Raw genomic sequence first — 15,449 nt, forward strand, 5'->3', positions numbered from 1 at the left:
GCCCCGCTGCCCTTGTGCTCCGGGCGGATCAGGCGTCGGCCGACTTGCTGATCTCCCAGAAGCGGAAGACGGTCGAGGAGTCCAGGGTCCACTCCAGGCCGGAGACCCCGTCGCCGGCGACGGCGTACTGCTTGCCCTGCCACAGCGGGATGACCGGCAGGTCCCGGGCGACGATGTCCTGCACCTCGCGGAAGGTGTCCTTGGTGGCGCCGCGGTCGGGCTGGTCGGCCGTCCGGGGCAGCAGCCGGCCGGTGATCTGCGGCGAGTCGTAGTGGTTGGCCAGCACGCTGTCCTTGCCGAAGAACGGCTGGGTGAAGTTGTCCGGGTCCGGGTAGTCGGGGATCCAGCCCTTGACGTAGACGCCGAAGCGGCCGGACGCCACGCCCTTCTCGTACTCCTCGGTGGGCACGCTGCGCACCTTGGCGGCGAACAGGCCACTGCCGTTGAGCTGTTGGGCGATTTCCTCGACGGCGGGGACGGTTCCCGGGCCGAAGCGGGACGGGGTGGCCCACAGGGTGAGCGGCACCTTGCGGGTCAGGCCGGCGCCGCGCAGGGCGCTGGTGGCCTTGTCGGGGTGCGGCCGGTCGCCGTAGGTGTTGAAGAAGGCGGTGTTGTGGCCGGTGATGCCCGCGGGGACGACCGAGTAGAGCGGTTCCGCGGTGTGCCGGTAGACGTCCCGTACGAGCGTGGAGCGGTCCAGGAGGTAGGCGATCGCCTTGCGGACGCCTATCTTGCCGGCGACCGGGTCCTTGAGGTTGAAGACCAGGTGCATGACCTCGGCGCTGCTGCCCTCGACGACCTGGGTGCCGTCCTGTTCGTGGAGCGAGGCGTTGGCGAGGGCGGCGATGTCCTGCATGGCCAGTCCGCGGTAGGCGACGTCGACGGATCCGCCGCGGACGGCCTTCTTGAGTGCGTCGCTGCGGTCGAAGAACTTCACGGTCATCCCGGAGTTCTTGACCTTGGCGGGACCCTTGTAGGAGGAGTTGACGCCGAAGACGGCCTGCCGGGAGCTGTACTTGTCGAGGGTGTAGACGCCGGAGCCGACCGCCTTGCCGTCGTTGCGCAGCCGGTCGGCCGGGTAGGCGGTGTGGTCGACGATGGAGCCGGCGCCCGAGGCGATCTTCATGGGGAAGGTGGCGTCGGGTGTCTTCAGGCGGAAGACGACGGTCCTGGCGTCAGGTGTCTCGACCCGGTCGAGGGCGGAGAACATCACGGCGGGGCCGTTCTTGTCCTTGATGCGGCGGGTGCGGTCGAAGGAGAACTTGACGTCCTTCGAGGTCAGCGCGTTGCCGTTGCTGAAGGTGAGGCCGTCCTTGAGAGTGCAGCGGTAGACCTGGCTGCGGGTGTCGGTGAAGACGCAGCGCTTGGCCGCCTCCGGCTCGGGCTGGGTGCCGCCCTTGGGGAAGCTCAGCAGCGACTGGAAGACGTTGTTGAACAGCAGCCAGGAGCCGGGCTCGTAGCCGGCGGCGGGGTCGGTGGAGACGACCTTGTCTGTCATTCCCATGACAATCGGTTCGCCGTGGCCGCCCGCGCCGGTGTCGTCGCTGCTGCACCCCGCCATCGCGAGCAGAGCTGTCGCCAGCCCCGCCCCGACGGGGGCCGCCAGCCACTGGTCACGCTTCCTCACTACGGGGTCCTCACGCTCGGTGTCGCGGTGTCGCTGCGGTGCAGGGAACGGCCGCGGCGGTCCTGCCGCCGCGGCCGGTGGGTGTCGTACGGACGGCTGCCGCGGGTCAGTCGGCGACGCCGCGGCCCAGCTCCCAGATCTGCAGGGCAGAGGAGGAGTTGAGGGCCCATCCCAGGCCGGTGATGTCGTCCCGGGCGGCGACGTACTGCTTGCCCTGCCACAGCGGGAGCATCGGGACGTCGTTGGCGAGGATGTCCTGTGCCTGCTTGAAGCCGGTCGCGGCGGCGTTGCGGTCGGTCTGCTGGCGGGTGGCCGGGATCAGCTGCGATTCGATCCTGGCGTTGTGGTACTGGGAGTTGAGGAAGTTTCCCTTGCCGATGAACGGCGCGATGTAGTTGTCCGCGTCCGGGAGGTCGGCGAACCAGCCCATGCCGTAGGCGGTGTACTTGCCCGCCTGGGAGTCGGTGCGGAACTGCTGCCAGCTGTCGACGCCCTTGATGTCCACGTCGAACAGCTTGCTGTCGTTGAGCTGCTGCTGGAGCGTACGGAACTCCTTGGCGGTGCTGGAGCCGTAGTGGTGCTTGGTGTACGCGAGGGTGAACTTCACCGGGGTGGAGATGTTCGCCTGCTGCAGGGTCTTGCGGGCGGCGGTGACGCTGGGGTTGCCGTACTTGTTGAAGAACGAGTTGGTGTGCCCGGTCAGACCGGTGGGGACCAGCGAGTAGAGCGGGTCACCGGTGTAGGAGTAGACGTCGCGCACCAGCTCCGAGCGGTTGACGATCTGCGCCATCGCCTGCCGTACGGCCTTGTCGGCGACCTTGGGGTCCTTGGTGTCGAAGGCGATGTAGCGGATCTCCTGGCCCGGCATCTCCTGGAGCGCGATGTGCTGGTCGCGGGCGTTCTCCAGGCCCTTGATCTGATCCGGTGACAGACCGCGGTTCATCACATCGATATCGCCCTTGCGCAGCGCCTTCTCCATCTGCGCGGAGTCCGTGAAGAAGCGCATCTCGACCGCGTCGTTCTTCGCGGCGATCCCGCCCTTGTACTCGGGGTTCTTGGCGAAGACGGCCTTGGTGATGTGGTCCGCGGTGTGCTCCGCCTTGAGCGTGTACGGGCCGGAGCCCATCAGGGCGAAGCCCTTGTACAGGCGGTTCTTCGGGTACACCTCGGGGTCGACGATGGCGGCGGCCGGCGTCGCGAGCTTCTGCGGGAAGGTGGCGTCCGGCTTCTTGAGGTGGAAGACCACCTCGCTGTCGCTGGGCGTCTCGACCTTGTCGATGCCGTCGAGCAGCGACACCGGGCCGTTGGTGTTGTTGAGCTGCAGCATCCGGTCGATGGAGAACTTGACGTCCTGCGCCGTCAGGGCATGGCCGTTGGAGAACTTCAGGCCCTTGCGCAGGGTGCACCGGTACTGCTCGTTCTGCGTGTCGCGGAACCCGCACGACTCGGCCGCCTCCGGCACCGGGGCGTTGCCCGTGCGGGGCAGCCGCATCAGCGTCTGGAGGGTGCCCCGCAGGACGTTCCAGGCGTCGACGTCGTAGGCCTGTGCGGGGTCGAGCGGGGCGGGCGCTGCCTTGGTGGCCTCGATCTGTGTGGCGACCCCGACGACGATCGGGTCGCCGCCTTCGCCCGCGCCGTCCGTGCCGCCACAGGCGGTCAGTGCGGGGGCGAGCAGACCGGCCAGGACCGGCAGCACCAAGGTCTTGCGGTTCATCGTCGGCAGGTTCCTTATCAGCGCAGAGGTGTTGCTCGCGTCGACATTAGTAGGAACGGCCAGCCGGTCCGGGACACAACGAAGTTGAATCAATATCGCTATGGGATAACGGCGGGGCCATGACCGATATCCGGACGGTGGAACGATTCGCGCGTTGCCCCACCAACCCGGACACTTACCCCCGTAGAAACCCCCAACCGCACCCCCTGGAGCATTCGCCGGGCCCGCTGTCGACGGCCCGGCACGTGAGAAACGTCACGCACTCCGCGCTCTCGGGCACCATCGGAATTCAGACGGCTCATTCGTCACAGAAAATGAGCGGGCCGCTCCCCTGAGTTCCCGGCGCTTTCCGCCGGGACACGCTCAGTGCACGTTTCCACGGCTTTCCGTGATGAGCGTGCGGAGAAATGCCAGGTCGACTTCTTCCAGGGAGCCGACGACCGTCCGGCCGGCGGTCGGCGGGATCGGTGTCACCGACGGCACGGCGACGACCCGGCAGCCGGCGGCCTCCCCCGCCGTCACACCGGTCAGGGTGTCCTCGACGACGGCACAGCGCTCCGGGTCCACACCCAGCCGGGCGGCGGCCGTCAGATACGGGTCCGGGTGGGGCTTGGTGCGCGGCAGCTCGTCGCCGGCCAGCGTCAGGTCGAAGTTCTCGGCGCCCAGCCAGTGCAGCATCCGGTCGATGATGGCGCGGTGCGAGGCGGAGACCAGGGCGGTCGGCACCCGGTGGGCACGCAGCTCGGCCAGCAGCCGCCGCGCACCGGGCATCAACGGCACCCCACGGCCGATCCGGGCGGCGAACCGGGCGTTGAGCAGACCGCTGAGCTCGGCGAGGCCGATCTGGGCGCCGGTGGCCTGGATGAGGTAGCCGGCGCTGCGGGTCATCGGTCCGCCGACGACGACCTCGCGGTGGCCGTCGTCCAGGATGTGCCCCAGTTCCGCGAAGACCTCGGCCTCGGCCTCCCACCAGAAGCCCTCGGTGTCGACGAGCGTCCCGTCGAGATCGAGGAAGACGGCCTGGAGGGTGGCGGGCTCGGCCGTGCGGGTGCCGACTGCGGGGATGCTGCTGGTCATCCATCCACCTCCGTTGAGACGTCCCCCAAGGGACGAAAGGGCCGGTCGCCGCCCCCGGCGGGGGATGCGACCGGCCACTACCGGACCGACCATTGTACGACGCTACGGTCCGATGCGCGCTCCGGTGCGGACGGAAACCGTCCGCGGCCCGGCGCTCCTACCTGGCGTTGAAGTACTTCGCCTCCGGGTGGTGGATGACGATGGCGTCCGTGGACTGCTCGGGGTGGAGCTGGAACTCCTCGGAGAGCTCGACGCCGATGCGCTCCGGCTGGAGCAGGTCCGCGATCTTGGCGCGGTCCTCCAGGTCGGGGCAGGCGCCGTAGCCGAGCGAGAAGCGCGCGCCGCGGTACTTCAGCGCGAACATGTCCTCGACGTCGGCCGGGTCCTCGCCGGCGAAGCCGAGCTCGGCGCGTACTCGGGCGTGCCAGTACTCGGCCAGGGCCTCGGCCAGCTGGACGGACAGTCCGTGCAGCTCGAGGTAGTCGCGGTAGGAGTTGGCCTCGAAGAGCTTGGCCGTCTCCGTGCCGATCTTGGAGCCGACGGTGACGACCTGCAGCCCGACGACGTCGCGCTCGCCGGACTCCTCCGGGCGGAAGAAGTCCGCCAGGCACAGCCGGCGGCCGCGGCGCTGGCGCGGGAAGGTGAAGCGGGTGCGCTCGGTGCCGTCCTCGTTGAGGAGGATGAGGTCGTCGCCCTTGGAGTGGCAGGGGAAGTAGCCGTGGACGACGGCGGCTTCGAGGAGGTTCTCGGTCTGGAGCTTGTCCAGCCAGCCACGCAGCCGCGGACGGCCCTCGCTCTCCACCAGCTCCTCGTAGGAGGGGCCGTCGCCGGTACGGGCCTGCTTGAGGCCCCACTGGCCCTTGAAGAGCGCGCCCTCGTCGAGCCAGGACGCGTAGTCGGCGAGCTGGATGCCCTTGACGACGCGGGTGCCCCAGAACGGCGGGGCGGGGACGGGGTTGTCGAAGGCGACGTCGGAGCGCACCGAGCCCTCGGGCTCCTCGACCTCGAGGACGGCCGTGTCCTTCTTCGGCACCCGGCGCTGCTTGAGCTCGGGGAGGGTGGCGCCGGGCACGCCCCGCTTGACGGCGATGAGGGCGTCCATCAGGCGCAGTCCCTCGAACGCGTCGCGGGCGTAGCGGACTTCGCCCTCGTAGATCTCGTGCAGGTCCTGCTCGACGTAGGCGCGGGTGAGGGCCGCGCCGCCGAGGATGACGGGGAAGTCGGCGGCCATCTTGCGCTGGTTGAGCTCCTCGAGGTTCTCCTTCATGATCACGGTCGACTTGACCAGAAGGCCGGACATGCCGATGACGTCGGCGCGGTGTTCCTCGGCGGCTTCCAGGATCGCAGCGACCGGCTGCTTGATGCCGAGGTTGACGACGTTGTAGCCGTTGTTGGACAGGATGATGTCGACGAGGTTCTTGCCGATGTCGTGGACGTCGCCACGGACGGTGGCGAGCACGATGGTGCCCTTGCCCTCCGAGTCCGACTTCTCCATGTGCGGCTCCAGGTGGGCCACCGCGGACTTCATGACCTCGGCGGACTGGAGGACGAACGGCAGCTGCATCTGACCGGAGCCGAAGAGCTCGCCGACCACCTTCATGCCTTCCAGAAGGGTCTCGTTGACGATCTCCAGGGCCGGACGCTCGGCCAGCGCCGCGTCCAGATCCGCCTCCAGGCCGTTCTTCTCACCGTCGATGATGCGGCGCTGCAGACGCTCCTCCAGCGGCAGCGCGAGCAGTTCCTCGGCCTTGCCGGCCTTCATCGACTTCATGTTGACGCCCTCGAAGAGCTCCATGAGCTTCTGAAGGGGGTCGTAGCCCTCGCTGCGCCGGTCGTAGATCAGGTCGAGTGCGGCGGTGACCTGCTCCTCGTCGAGGCGCGCGATCGGCAGGATCTTCGAGGCGTGCACGATCGCCGAGTCCAGGCCGGCCTTCACGCACTCGTCCAGGAACACGGAGTTCAGCACGACGCGGGCGGCCGGGTTGAGGCCGAAGGAGATGTTGGACAGGCCCAGGGTGGTCTGCACGTCCGGGTGGCGCCGCTTCAGCTCGCGGATCGCCCCGATGGTGGCGATGCCGTCGCCCCGCGACTCCTCCTGACCGGTGCAGATCGTGAAGGTCAGGGTGTCGATGAGGATGTCGGACTCGTGGATGCCCCAGTTGCCCGTCAGATCCTCGATGAGGCGCTCGGCGATGGCGACCTTGTGCTCGACGGTGCGGGCCTGGCCCTCCTCGTCGATGGTCAGCGCGATCAGCGCCGCGCCGTGCTCCTTGGCCAGGGCGGTGACCTTCGTGAAACGGGACTCGGGGCCGTCCCCGTCCTCGTAGTTCACGGAGTTGATGACCGCGCGCCCACCCAGCTTCTCCAGCCCGGCCTCGATGACGTTCAGCTCGGTGGAGTCCAGCACGATGGGCAGGGTCGAGGCGGTGGCGAACCGGCCCGCCAGCTCCTTCATGTCGGCGACGCCGTCGCGGCCCACGTAGTCGACACACAGGTCGAGCAGGTGCGCGCCCTCGCGGATCTGGTCGCGGGCCATCTCCACGCAGTCGTCCCAGCGGGCCTCCAGCATCGCCTCGCGGAACTTCTTCGAACCGTTGGCGTTGGTGCGCTCCCCGATGGCCAGGTAGGCGGTGTCCTGGCGGAAGGGCACGGTCTGGTAGAGGGAGGCCGCACCGGGCTCGGGCCGCGGCTCACGTGCGGTGGGGGCCACGCCGCGGACCCGCTCGACGACCTGCCGCAGATGCTCGGGGGTCGTGCCGCAGCAGCCGCCCACCAGCGAGAGGCCGTACTCGGCGACGAAGGTCTCCTGGGCGTCGGCCAGCTCCGCGGCGGTGAGCGGGTAGTGCGCGCCGTTCTTGCCCAGGACCGGCAGGCCGGCGTTCGGCATGCAGGAGAGCGGCACGCGGGAGTGCCGGGCGAGGTAACGCAGGTGCTCGCTCATCTCGGCGGGGCCGGTGGCGCAGTTCAGACCGATCATGTCGATGCCGAGCGGCTCCAGGGCCGTGAGCGCGGCACCGATCTCGGAACCCAGCAGCATGGTGCCGGTCGTCTCGACCGTCACGGAACAGATGATCGGCAGGTGGGTGCCGGTGACCTCCAGCGCACGCCGGGCACCGAGGACGGCGGCCTTGGTCTGCAGCAGGTCCTGGGTGGTCTCCACCAGCAGCGCGTCGGCGCCGCCGGCGATCATGCCCTCGGCGTTCTGCTGGTAGGCGTCGCGCAGCGTGACGTACGGGGCGTGGCCCAGGGTCGGCAGCTTGGTGCCGGGGCCCATCGAGCCGAGGACGTAGCGCTGCTGGCCGGTGGAGGCGGTGAACTCGTCCGCCACCTCGCGGGCGATGCGCGCGCCGGACTCGGACAGCTCGAAGACCTGCTCGGGGATGTCGTACTCGGCCAGCGCCGCGAAGTTCGCGCCGAAGGTGTTGGTCTCGACGCAGTCGACACCGACCGCGAAGTACTCCTCGTGCACCGAGCGGACGATGTCCGGGCGGGTGAGGTTCAGGATCTCGTTGCAGCCCTCCAGCTGCTGGAAGTCCTCCAACGACGGATCCTGCGCCTGCAGCATCGTGCCCATCGCCCCGTCGGCCACCACCACCCGGGAGGCGAGTGCCTCACGGAAGGATTCGACTCGGGACGTGCTGGTGAACGATGGCGTGTTCGAGGCCATGGAGATGCTCCCTGGTTGCGACGGCTGTCGGCTTTGCGTCCTCCGGTAGAGGGCGCACCCGGCCAGCCTAGCTGCCGGTCCCGTACAGGGGTTCCCCGTTCCACGGCGTGGACAGCGGGGCCGGGTGGGGGGTACGGAGGCCATCCATGATCATTGGCAGACTCCATTCGCTGTTCACCAGTCGGCATGGACCGATATCGTTCAGCATTGTCGAACCGCATACTTCGGAGGTTGCCCGATGGCACGCACCATCCAGTCGCTGGAGCGAGCAGCCGCGATGCTGCGGCTGCTCGCAGGTGGGGAACGGCGGCTGGGACTTTCCGACATCTCCTCCTCACTGGGACTGGCCAAGGGCACCGCCCACGGGATCCTGCGCACGCTGCAGCAGGAGGGCTTCGTCGAACAGGACCTGGCATCCGGCCGCTATCAGCTCGGCGCGGAGCTGCTGCGCCTGGGCAACAGCTATCTGGACGTGCACGAGCTGCGCGCCCGCGCCCTGGTGTGGACGGACGACCTGGCCCGCTCCAGCGGGGAGAGCGTCTATCTGGGCGTGCTCCACCAGCAGGGCGTACTGATCGTGCACCACGTCTTCCGGCCGGACGACAGCCGCCAGGTGCTGGAGGTCGGCGCGATGCAGCCGCTGCACAGCACGGCGCTGGGCAAGGTGCTCTCGGCCTACGACCCGGTGGCGCACAGCGAGGTGACCGAGTCGGATCGGGAGGCGATCACCCCGCGCACCGTCACCGACCTGGACGACTTCGAGAAGCTGCTGGACCTGATCCGGGCGCGCGGCTGGGCCGCGGACGTGGAGGAGACCTGGGAGGGCGTCGCCTCGGTGGCCGCACCGATCCACGACCGGCGGCGGATGCCGGTGGGCGCGGTGGGGGTCACGGGGGCGGTGGAACGGGTCTGCCAGGAGGGTGAACTGCGGCCGGAAATCGTCGCTGCTGTAAGGGATTGCGCACGCGCCGTGTCGAGGGATCTTGGAGCTGGGCGGTTCTGACCGTATTCCACCTCTATGTTCACCTAAGTTTTTCGCCACGGAACCCTTGACGGGGTCCTTACGGTGAACAAAACTGCCGTTCGTCGGTCGGCATTGTCGAACACCTAACGACAATATTCGCTATGGTGGGGACTGCCGCGGGCCGACCACCGCCCTCTCGGAGGGCGCGGACCACCGGAGGGACCCGGGGTTCGCCTTCCCCTGGACGAAGGACAAAGGAGTCGCGGGTGTCCAGCTCCGACATCTTCATCAGCGAGACCATCGGTACCGCTGTTCTGATTCTGCTGGGCGGTGGCGTGTGCGCCGCCGTCACGTTCAAGCGCTCCAAGGCGTACAACGCCGGATGGGTCGCCATCGCCTTCGGGTGGGGCTTCGCCGTCCTCACGGGCGCATACATCGCCGCGAAGTCCGGCGCACATCTCAATCCTGCAGTCACCATCGGCATCGCCATCAAGGGCGGCATCGAGTGGAGTCAGGTGCCGGTGTACTTCGCCGGTGAGCTGCTCGGCGCCATGATCGGCGCGGTGCTGGTCTGGATCGTGTACTACGGACAGTTCCGGGCGCATCTGACCGACCCGGAGGTGCTGGCCGATCACACCGGCGAGGAGGGCCTGGTCGACCCGAAGGCCGCTCCCACGGCCGGTCCGGTGCTCGGTGTCTTCTCCACCGGCCCGGAGATCCGTCACGCCGTACAGAACCTGGCCACCGAGATCATCGCCACCATCGTGCTCGTGCTGGCGATCCTCAACCTGGGACTGAGCGACAACGGCAAGGGTGTCAGCTGGGGCGGCACGCTCCTGGTGGCGCTGGTCGTCGTCGGCATCGGCCTCTCGCTGGGCGGCCCGACCGGATACGCCATCAACCCGGTCCGTGACCTCGGCCCGCGCATCGTGCACGCGCTGCTGCCGCTGCCCAACAAGGGCGGTTCAGACTGGGGCTACGCCTGGATTCCGGTCGTCGGCCCGCTCATCGGCGGAGCCATCGCCGGTGGCATCTACCAGGTGGCGTTCGCCTGAGCCGCCAAGGCCGCCCCGACTCCGCCCGCACAGACTTCTTGGAGCACACCATGAGCGACACCCCCACCACCTCCTCCCACGGCCACGGTCCGTTCATCGCCGCGATCGACCAGGGCACGACCTCCAGCCGCTGCATCGTCTTCGACAAGGACGGCCGGATCGTCTCGGTCGACCAGAAGGAGCACGAGCAGATCTTCCCGAAGCCGGGCTGGGTGGAGCACGACGCGACCGAGATCTGGAGAAACGTCCAGCAGGTCGTCACCAGCGCCGTCGAGAAGGCGGGGATCACCTCCGCCGACGTCAAGGCCATCGGCATCACCAACCAGCGCGAGACCACGCTGCTCTGGGACAAGCACACCGGTGAGCCCGTCCACAACGCCATCGTCTGGCAGGACACCCGCACCGACGCGCTCTGCAAGGAGCTGGGCCGCAACGTCGGCCAGGACCGCTTCCGCCGCGAGACCGGCCTGCCGCTGGCCTCGTACTTCGCGGGCCCGAAGATCCGCTGGCTGCTCGACAACGTCGAGGGCCTGCGCGAGCGCGCCGAGCGCGGCGACATCCTCTTCGGCACCATGGACTCCTGGGTCATCTGGAACCTCACCGGCGGCGTCAACGGCGGTGTGCACGTCACCGACGTCACCAACGCCTCTCGCACCATGCTGATGAACCTCTACCGGCTGGAGTGGGACCCGAAGATCCTCACGTCGATGGAGATCCCGGCGTCGGTGCTGCCGGAGATCAGGTCGTCCGCCGAGGTCTACGGCAACACCGCCGAGGGTGTCCTCGCCGGCGTCCCGGTCGCCTCCGCGCTCGGTGACCAGCAGGCCGCGCTCTTCGGCCAGACCTGTTTCGAGCAGGGCGAGGCCAAGTCCACGTACGGCACCGGCACCTTCATGCTGATGAACACGGGCCAGGAGCCGGTCAACTCCTACAACGGGCTGCTGACCACCGTCGGCTACCGCATCGGCAAGGACAAGCCGGTCTACGCCCTGGAAGGCTCCATCGCCGTCACCGGCTCGCTCGTCCAGTGGATGCGCGACCAGATGGGCCTGATCAACAGCGCGGCCGAGATCGAGACGCTGGCCAGCACGGTCGAGGACAACGGCGGCGCCTACTTCGTGCCGGCCTTCTCCGGCCTGTTCGCCCCCTACTGGCGCTCGGACGCGCGCGGCGTCATCGCGGGCCTGACCCGCTACGTCACCAAGGCGCACATCGCGCGCGCCGTGCTCGAGGCCACCGCCTGGCAGACCCGCGAGATCACCGACGCCATGACCAAGGACTCCGGCGTCGAGCTGACCGCGCTCAAGGTCGACGGCGGAATGACCTCCAACAACCTGCTGATGCAGACCATCTCGGACTTCCTGGACGCACCCGTGGTGCGCCCGATGGTCGCCGAGACGACCTGCCTCGGCGCTGCCTATGCGGCCGGACTGGCCGTCGGCTTCTGGTCCAGCACCGACGAACTGCGCGCCAACTGGCGCCGGGCCGCCGAGTGGACCCCCCGCATGGAAGCGGCCACCCGTGACCGCGAATACAAGAGCTGGCTCAAGGCCGTCGAGCGGACCATGGGCTGGATCGACGACGAGAGCTGACGAGGAGCACATCATGAGCACCCTGCAGAGCGTCCCGGCACTTGGGACGCACCCGGCCAGCGGTTCCACCGCGAGCCGCGCCGAGACCCGGGAGCAGCTTTCCAAGGCGACGTACGACCTCCTGGTGATCGGCGGCGGCATCCTGGGCATCTCCACCGCCTGGCACGCCGCGCAGGCCGGACTGCGGGTGGCCCTGGTGGACGCCGGTGACTTCGCCGGCGCCACCTCCTCCGCCTCCTCCAAGCTGCTGCACGGCGGTCTGCGCTACCTGCAGACCGGCGCGGTCAAGCTGGTGGCGGAGAACCACTTCGAGCGTCGTGCGGTGTCCCGCCAGGTGGCACCGCACCTCGCCAACCCCCTGACCTTCTACCTGCCGGTGTACAAGGGCGGCCCGCACGGCGCGGCCAAGCTCGGCGCGGGCGTCTTCGCCTACTCCGCGCTGTCCGCCTTCGGCGACGGCGTCGGCCATGTCATATCCGCGAACAAGGCCCAGCGTGATGTTCCGGAGCTGCGGACCGAGGGCCTCAAGGCCGTCGCCGTCTACGGCGACGACCAGATGAACGACTCCCGGATGGCCCTGATGACCGTCCGTGCGGCGGTCGCGGCCGGCGCCACGGTCCTCAATCACGCCGAGGTCACCGGACTGCGCTTCACCCAGGGCCGGGTCACCGGCGCCGAGCTCAAGGACCGGATGGACGGCCAGGAGTTCGGCGTCAGCGCCCGCCTGGTGCTCAACGCCACCGGCCCCTGGGTCGACCACCTGCGCAAGATGGAGGACAAGGCCGCGGCCCCCTCCATCCGGCTGTCGAAGGGCGCGCACCTGGTCCTCAAGCGGACCGCCCCCTGGAAGGCCGCGCTGGCGACCCCGATCGACAAGTACCGCATCACCTTCGCCCTCCCCTGGGAGGACATGCTGCTGCTGGGCACCACGGACGAGGAGTTCGAGGGCGACCCGGCGGATGTCGCGGTCAACGAGAAGGACACCGCCCAGATCCTGGACGAGGCCGCCTTCTCCATCCGCGACCAGCAGCTGTCCCGCGACCTGATCACGTACTCCTTCGCGGGTCTGCGGGTGCTGCCCGGCGGCCCCGGCGACACCTCCAAGGCCAAGCGCGAGACGGTCGTCACCGAGGGCAGCGGCGGCATGCTGTCGGTGGCCGGCGGCAAGTGGACGACCTTCCGGCACATCGGCCGGACCGTCATGAACAAGCTCGCCGCACTGCCCGGCCACCCGCTGGGCGAGGACATGGAGCCCATCTCCCACCTGCCGAAGAAGCTCCCGCTCCCCGGCATCGCCAACCCGAACGCGGTCGCCCACCGGCTGCTGGTCGACGGCGGCACGCCCGGCCCGCGGATGGCCCCCGAGACCGCCCGCCACCTCGCCACCCACTACGGCTCGCTGTCCTTCGACATCGCCCGGCTGGCCAACGAGGACCCGGCGCTGGCCGAGCGCATCCACCCGGACGCGCCGGAGATCTGGGCACAGGTCGCCTACGCCCGTGACCACGAGTGGGCCGAGACGGTCGACGACGTGCTGCGCCGCCGCACGACGCTGATGATCCGCGGGCTGGACACCGAGGACGTCCGCGCCAAGGTCAAGGGCATGCTCGCCGACTGATCCGACTGATCCGACGGATGCGGCAGATCCGGCCGATGCGCCGCTGACGGGGCGTCATGCGGCCGTAGGGTGAACGACGATGGGGCGGGCCACGGGGCCGCCCCATTCGTCGTGTCCGCCCGCGAGTCCGACCGCCCCGTCCCCGCACGCCCCGTCCCCGCCCGCGGCGTGCGTGGGCGGTTCGCGCGGGGCGGTCGGGCCGGACGGTGACTGTCAGTGGCGGCTGCGATGATGTCCAACGGATCGGATCGCTGCGATCCGCGGGGGCACGGGGCACACGGGGGGATCCGATGGCGGGGAAGCGGTGGCGGCGCGCGGGACAGTGGACGGCCTGGCTGCTGGCCGTGCTGATCGTGCTGCCGGTGACGGTGGCGGCGACCGCGCTGCGCGCCGGGTACGCGGGGGCGGCCGCCCCCGATGCCACGACCCGTGGCCGGGATGCGTTCTGGCTCGGTCACGCCTGGGTGGACGGGCGGCGGGACGCCGCCGACGTGGCGGCGCTGCGGCGGCGCCTGGCGGGCACCGGCATCCGCGATCTGTACGTCCACGCCGGCCCGTTGGAGCACGACGGCACCCTGCCGCCGGCCCGCCGGGCCTATCCGCGGGCGCGCTGGCTGATCGCCGCGGTCCACCGCGAGCTGCCGAAGGTCAGGGTGCACGCCTGGCTGGGCGACCGGCTGGTGTACGAAGCGGGTGAGCGGGGCGGGCTGCGGCTGTCGGACGGCGCGGCCCGCGACGCGATCGTGGCGAGCGCCCGGCAGGTGCTGGCGGACGGGTTCGCCGGGGTCCATCTGGACGTGGAACCCCTGCACTCCGACAACCCCGACTATCTGCGGCTGCTGGACCGCCTGGGTCCCGCGGTCCGCGCGCGGGGCGGCGTCCTCTCGGTCGCCGTCCACCAGATCGATCCCCTCCCCCACCTGCACACGATGAGCAACGCCCTGACCGGTCACCGCAAGTGGATATCCCAGCGGTTCTTCGGCGAGGTGGCGCGCCGGGTCGACCAGATAGCGCTGATGTCGTACGACACCGCGCTGCCGACCGAGAGCCTGTACGGCGGCTACGTGGCGCAGCAGACCCGGCTGGCGCTGGAGGTGACGCCGAAGCGCACGGATCTGCTGATGGGGCTGCCGTTCTTCCACACCGACGACATCGGCCACCGCGCCTCGGCGGAGACGGTGCGGGCCGCGGTGCGGGGCATACGCCTCGGGCTGACCCGCGAGGACCGGGTCCGACGGCGCTTCGGAATGGCGCTGTATGTGGACTTTGCGGCCAGGGAGGAGGACTGGTCGGCGTACGGGCACGGCTGGGGAGACCGCGACGGGTCATAATGACCCCAGACATCGGATGTCTGCGCCGCGCCGCGGCCTGCGGACAGCCGAGCCAGGCGACGATATCCGGACAGGTCCCAGCCAGCGGGGAGGGCGGCCATGGCGGTCACCGACGAGGCCATCGAGAAGATCAAGGGCATGATCGTCTCCGGTGCGCTGCGGCCGGGCGACCGGCTGCCCAAGGAGAGCGAGCTGGCGGCCGAGCTCGGCCTGTCCCGCAATTCGCTGCGCGAGGCGGTGCGCGCGCTCTCCCTCATCCGGATCCTCGACGTCCGCCAGGGCGACGGCACGTACGTCACCAGCCTCGATCCCCAACTCCTGCTGGAGGCGATGAGTTTCGTGGTGGACTTCCACCGCGACGACACGGTGCTGGAGTTCCTCGCGGTACGCCGGATCCTGGAGCCGGCCGCGACGGCGATGGCGGCCGGCCGGATCGCCGGACACGAACTCGATTCCCTGGAAGCCCAGTTGGACGCGCTGGGCCCGGAGCCGTCCGTCGAGGACCTGGTCGCCGGCGACCTGGAGTTCCATCGCACCATCGTCTCCGGGTCCGGCAACTCCGTGCTCTGCTCCTTGCTGGAGGGGCTGTCCGGCCCGACCACCCGGGCGCGGATCTGGCGGGGTCTGACCCAGAAGGACGCGGTGGCCCGCACCCTGACCGAGCACCGCGCGATCATCGGCGCCCTGCGCGACCGGGACGCGGAGGCGGCGCGGGCCTGGGCGACGGTGCACATCGCCAGTGTGGAGCAGTGGCTGCGGGCCTCACTGTGACGCCCGCCCGGCCCCGGCGGCCCCGGCGGAGCT

10 protein-coding genes are annotated in these 15,449 nt (G+C 69.6%); 6 read left to right on the forward strand and 4 right to left on the reverse strand.

Going from position 1 to position 15,449, the window contains the following annotated elements; translation table 11 throughout:
* Nucleotides 1–28: 28 nt before the first annotated feature.
* From ACGFML_RS08305 to metH, 4 genes are all read right to left on the reverse strand, one after another.
* Nucleotides 29–1,627, reverse strand: a complete 1,599-nt coding sequence (locus ACGFML_RS08305) for an ABC transporter substrate-binding protein (RefSeq protein WP_393541308.1) — start codon at nucleotides 1,625–1,627, stop codon at nucleotides 29–31.
* Nucleotides 1,628–1,733: 106 nt separating this feature from the next.
* Nucleotides 1,734–3,341: an ABC transporter substrate-binding protein gene (locus tag ACGFML_RS08310; RefSeq protein WP_393541310.1), complete on the reverse strand. Its 1,608-nt coding sequence runs from the start codon at nucleotides 3,339–3,341 to the stop codon at nucleotides 1,734–1,736.
* 363 nt (nucleotides 3,342–3,704) lie between these two features.
* Entirely contained in the window at nucleotides 3,705–4,418 is a 714-nt protein-coding gene (locus tag ACGFML_RS08315; protein WP_393541311.1) for an HAD family hydrolase, read from the reverse strand.
* Nucleotides 4,419–4,575: 157 nt separating this feature from the next.
* On the reverse strand, nucleotides 4,576–8,085 hold the full coding sequence (metH, locus tag ACGFML_RS08320) for a methionine synthase (protein WP_393541313.1): 3,510 nt from the start codon (nucleotides 8,083–8,085) through the stop codon (nucleotides 4,576–4,578).
* A 238-nt stretch (nucleotides 8,086–8,323) separates the two neighbouring features.
* On the opposite strand from metH, the gene ACGFML_RS08325 reads away from it, so the two are divergent.
* The 6 genes from ACGFML_RS08325 (at nucleotide 8,324) to ACGFML_RS08350 (ending at nucleotide 15,416) form a co-directional block, all read left to right on the forward strand.
* The gene (locus tag ACGFML_RS08325; RefSeq protein ID WP_393541315.1) at nucleotides 8,324–9,088 is read left to right on the forward strand and encodes an IclR family transcriptional regulator; all 765 of its coding nucleotides are present in this window, start codon (nucleotides 8,324–8,326) and stop codon (nucleotides 9,086–9,088) included.
* A 227-nt stretch (nucleotides 9,089–9,315) separates the two neighbouring features.
* Nucleotides 9,316–10,104 carry an MIP/aquaporin family protein gene (locus ACGFML_RS08330; protein WP_393541317.1) on the forward strand — a complete coding sequence of 263 codons (789 nt, stop codon included), beginning with the start codon at nucleotides 9,316–9,318 and terminating at the stop codon, nucleotides 10,102–10,104.
* Between the two features lie 50 nt (nucleotides 10,105–10,154).
* The gene (glpK, locus tag ACGFML_RS08335) at nucleotides 10,155–11,696 is read left to right on the forward strand and encodes a glycerol kinase GlpK (protein ID WP_393541318.1); all 1,542 of its coding nucleotides are present in this window, start codon (nucleotides 10,155–10,157) and stop codon (nucleotides 11,694–11,696) included.
* 13 nt (nucleotides 11,697–11,709) lie between these two features.
* A complete protein-coding gene (locus ACGFML_RS08340; RefSeq protein WP_393541319.1) occupies nucleotides 11,710–13,314 on the forward strand; it encodes an FAD-dependent oxidoreductase in 1,605 nt (534 codons plus the stop codon).
* A gap of 290 nt (nucleotides 13,315–13,604) precedes the next feature.
* Entirely contained in the window at nucleotides 13,605–14,645 is a 1,041-nt protein-coding gene (locus ACGFML_RS08345) for a hypothetical protein (RefSeq protein ID WP_393541321.1), read from the forward strand.
* Between the two features lie 99 nt (nucleotides 14,646–14,744).
* Nucleotides 14,745–15,416 carry a FadR/GntR family transcriptional regulator gene (locus ACGFML_RS08350; RefSeq protein WP_393541323.1) on the forward strand — a complete coding sequence of 224 codons (672 nt, stop codon included), beginning with the start codon at nucleotides 14,745–14,747 and terminating at the stop codon, nucleotides 15,414–15,416.
* Nucleotides 15,417–15,449: the final 33 nt, after the last annotated feature.

The organism is Streptomyces sp. NPDC048650 (assembly GCF_043199095.1).
In the GTDB taxonomy this organism is placed as follows: domain Bacteria; phylum Actinomycetota; class Actinomycetes; order Streptomycetales; family Streptomycetaceae; genus Streptomyces.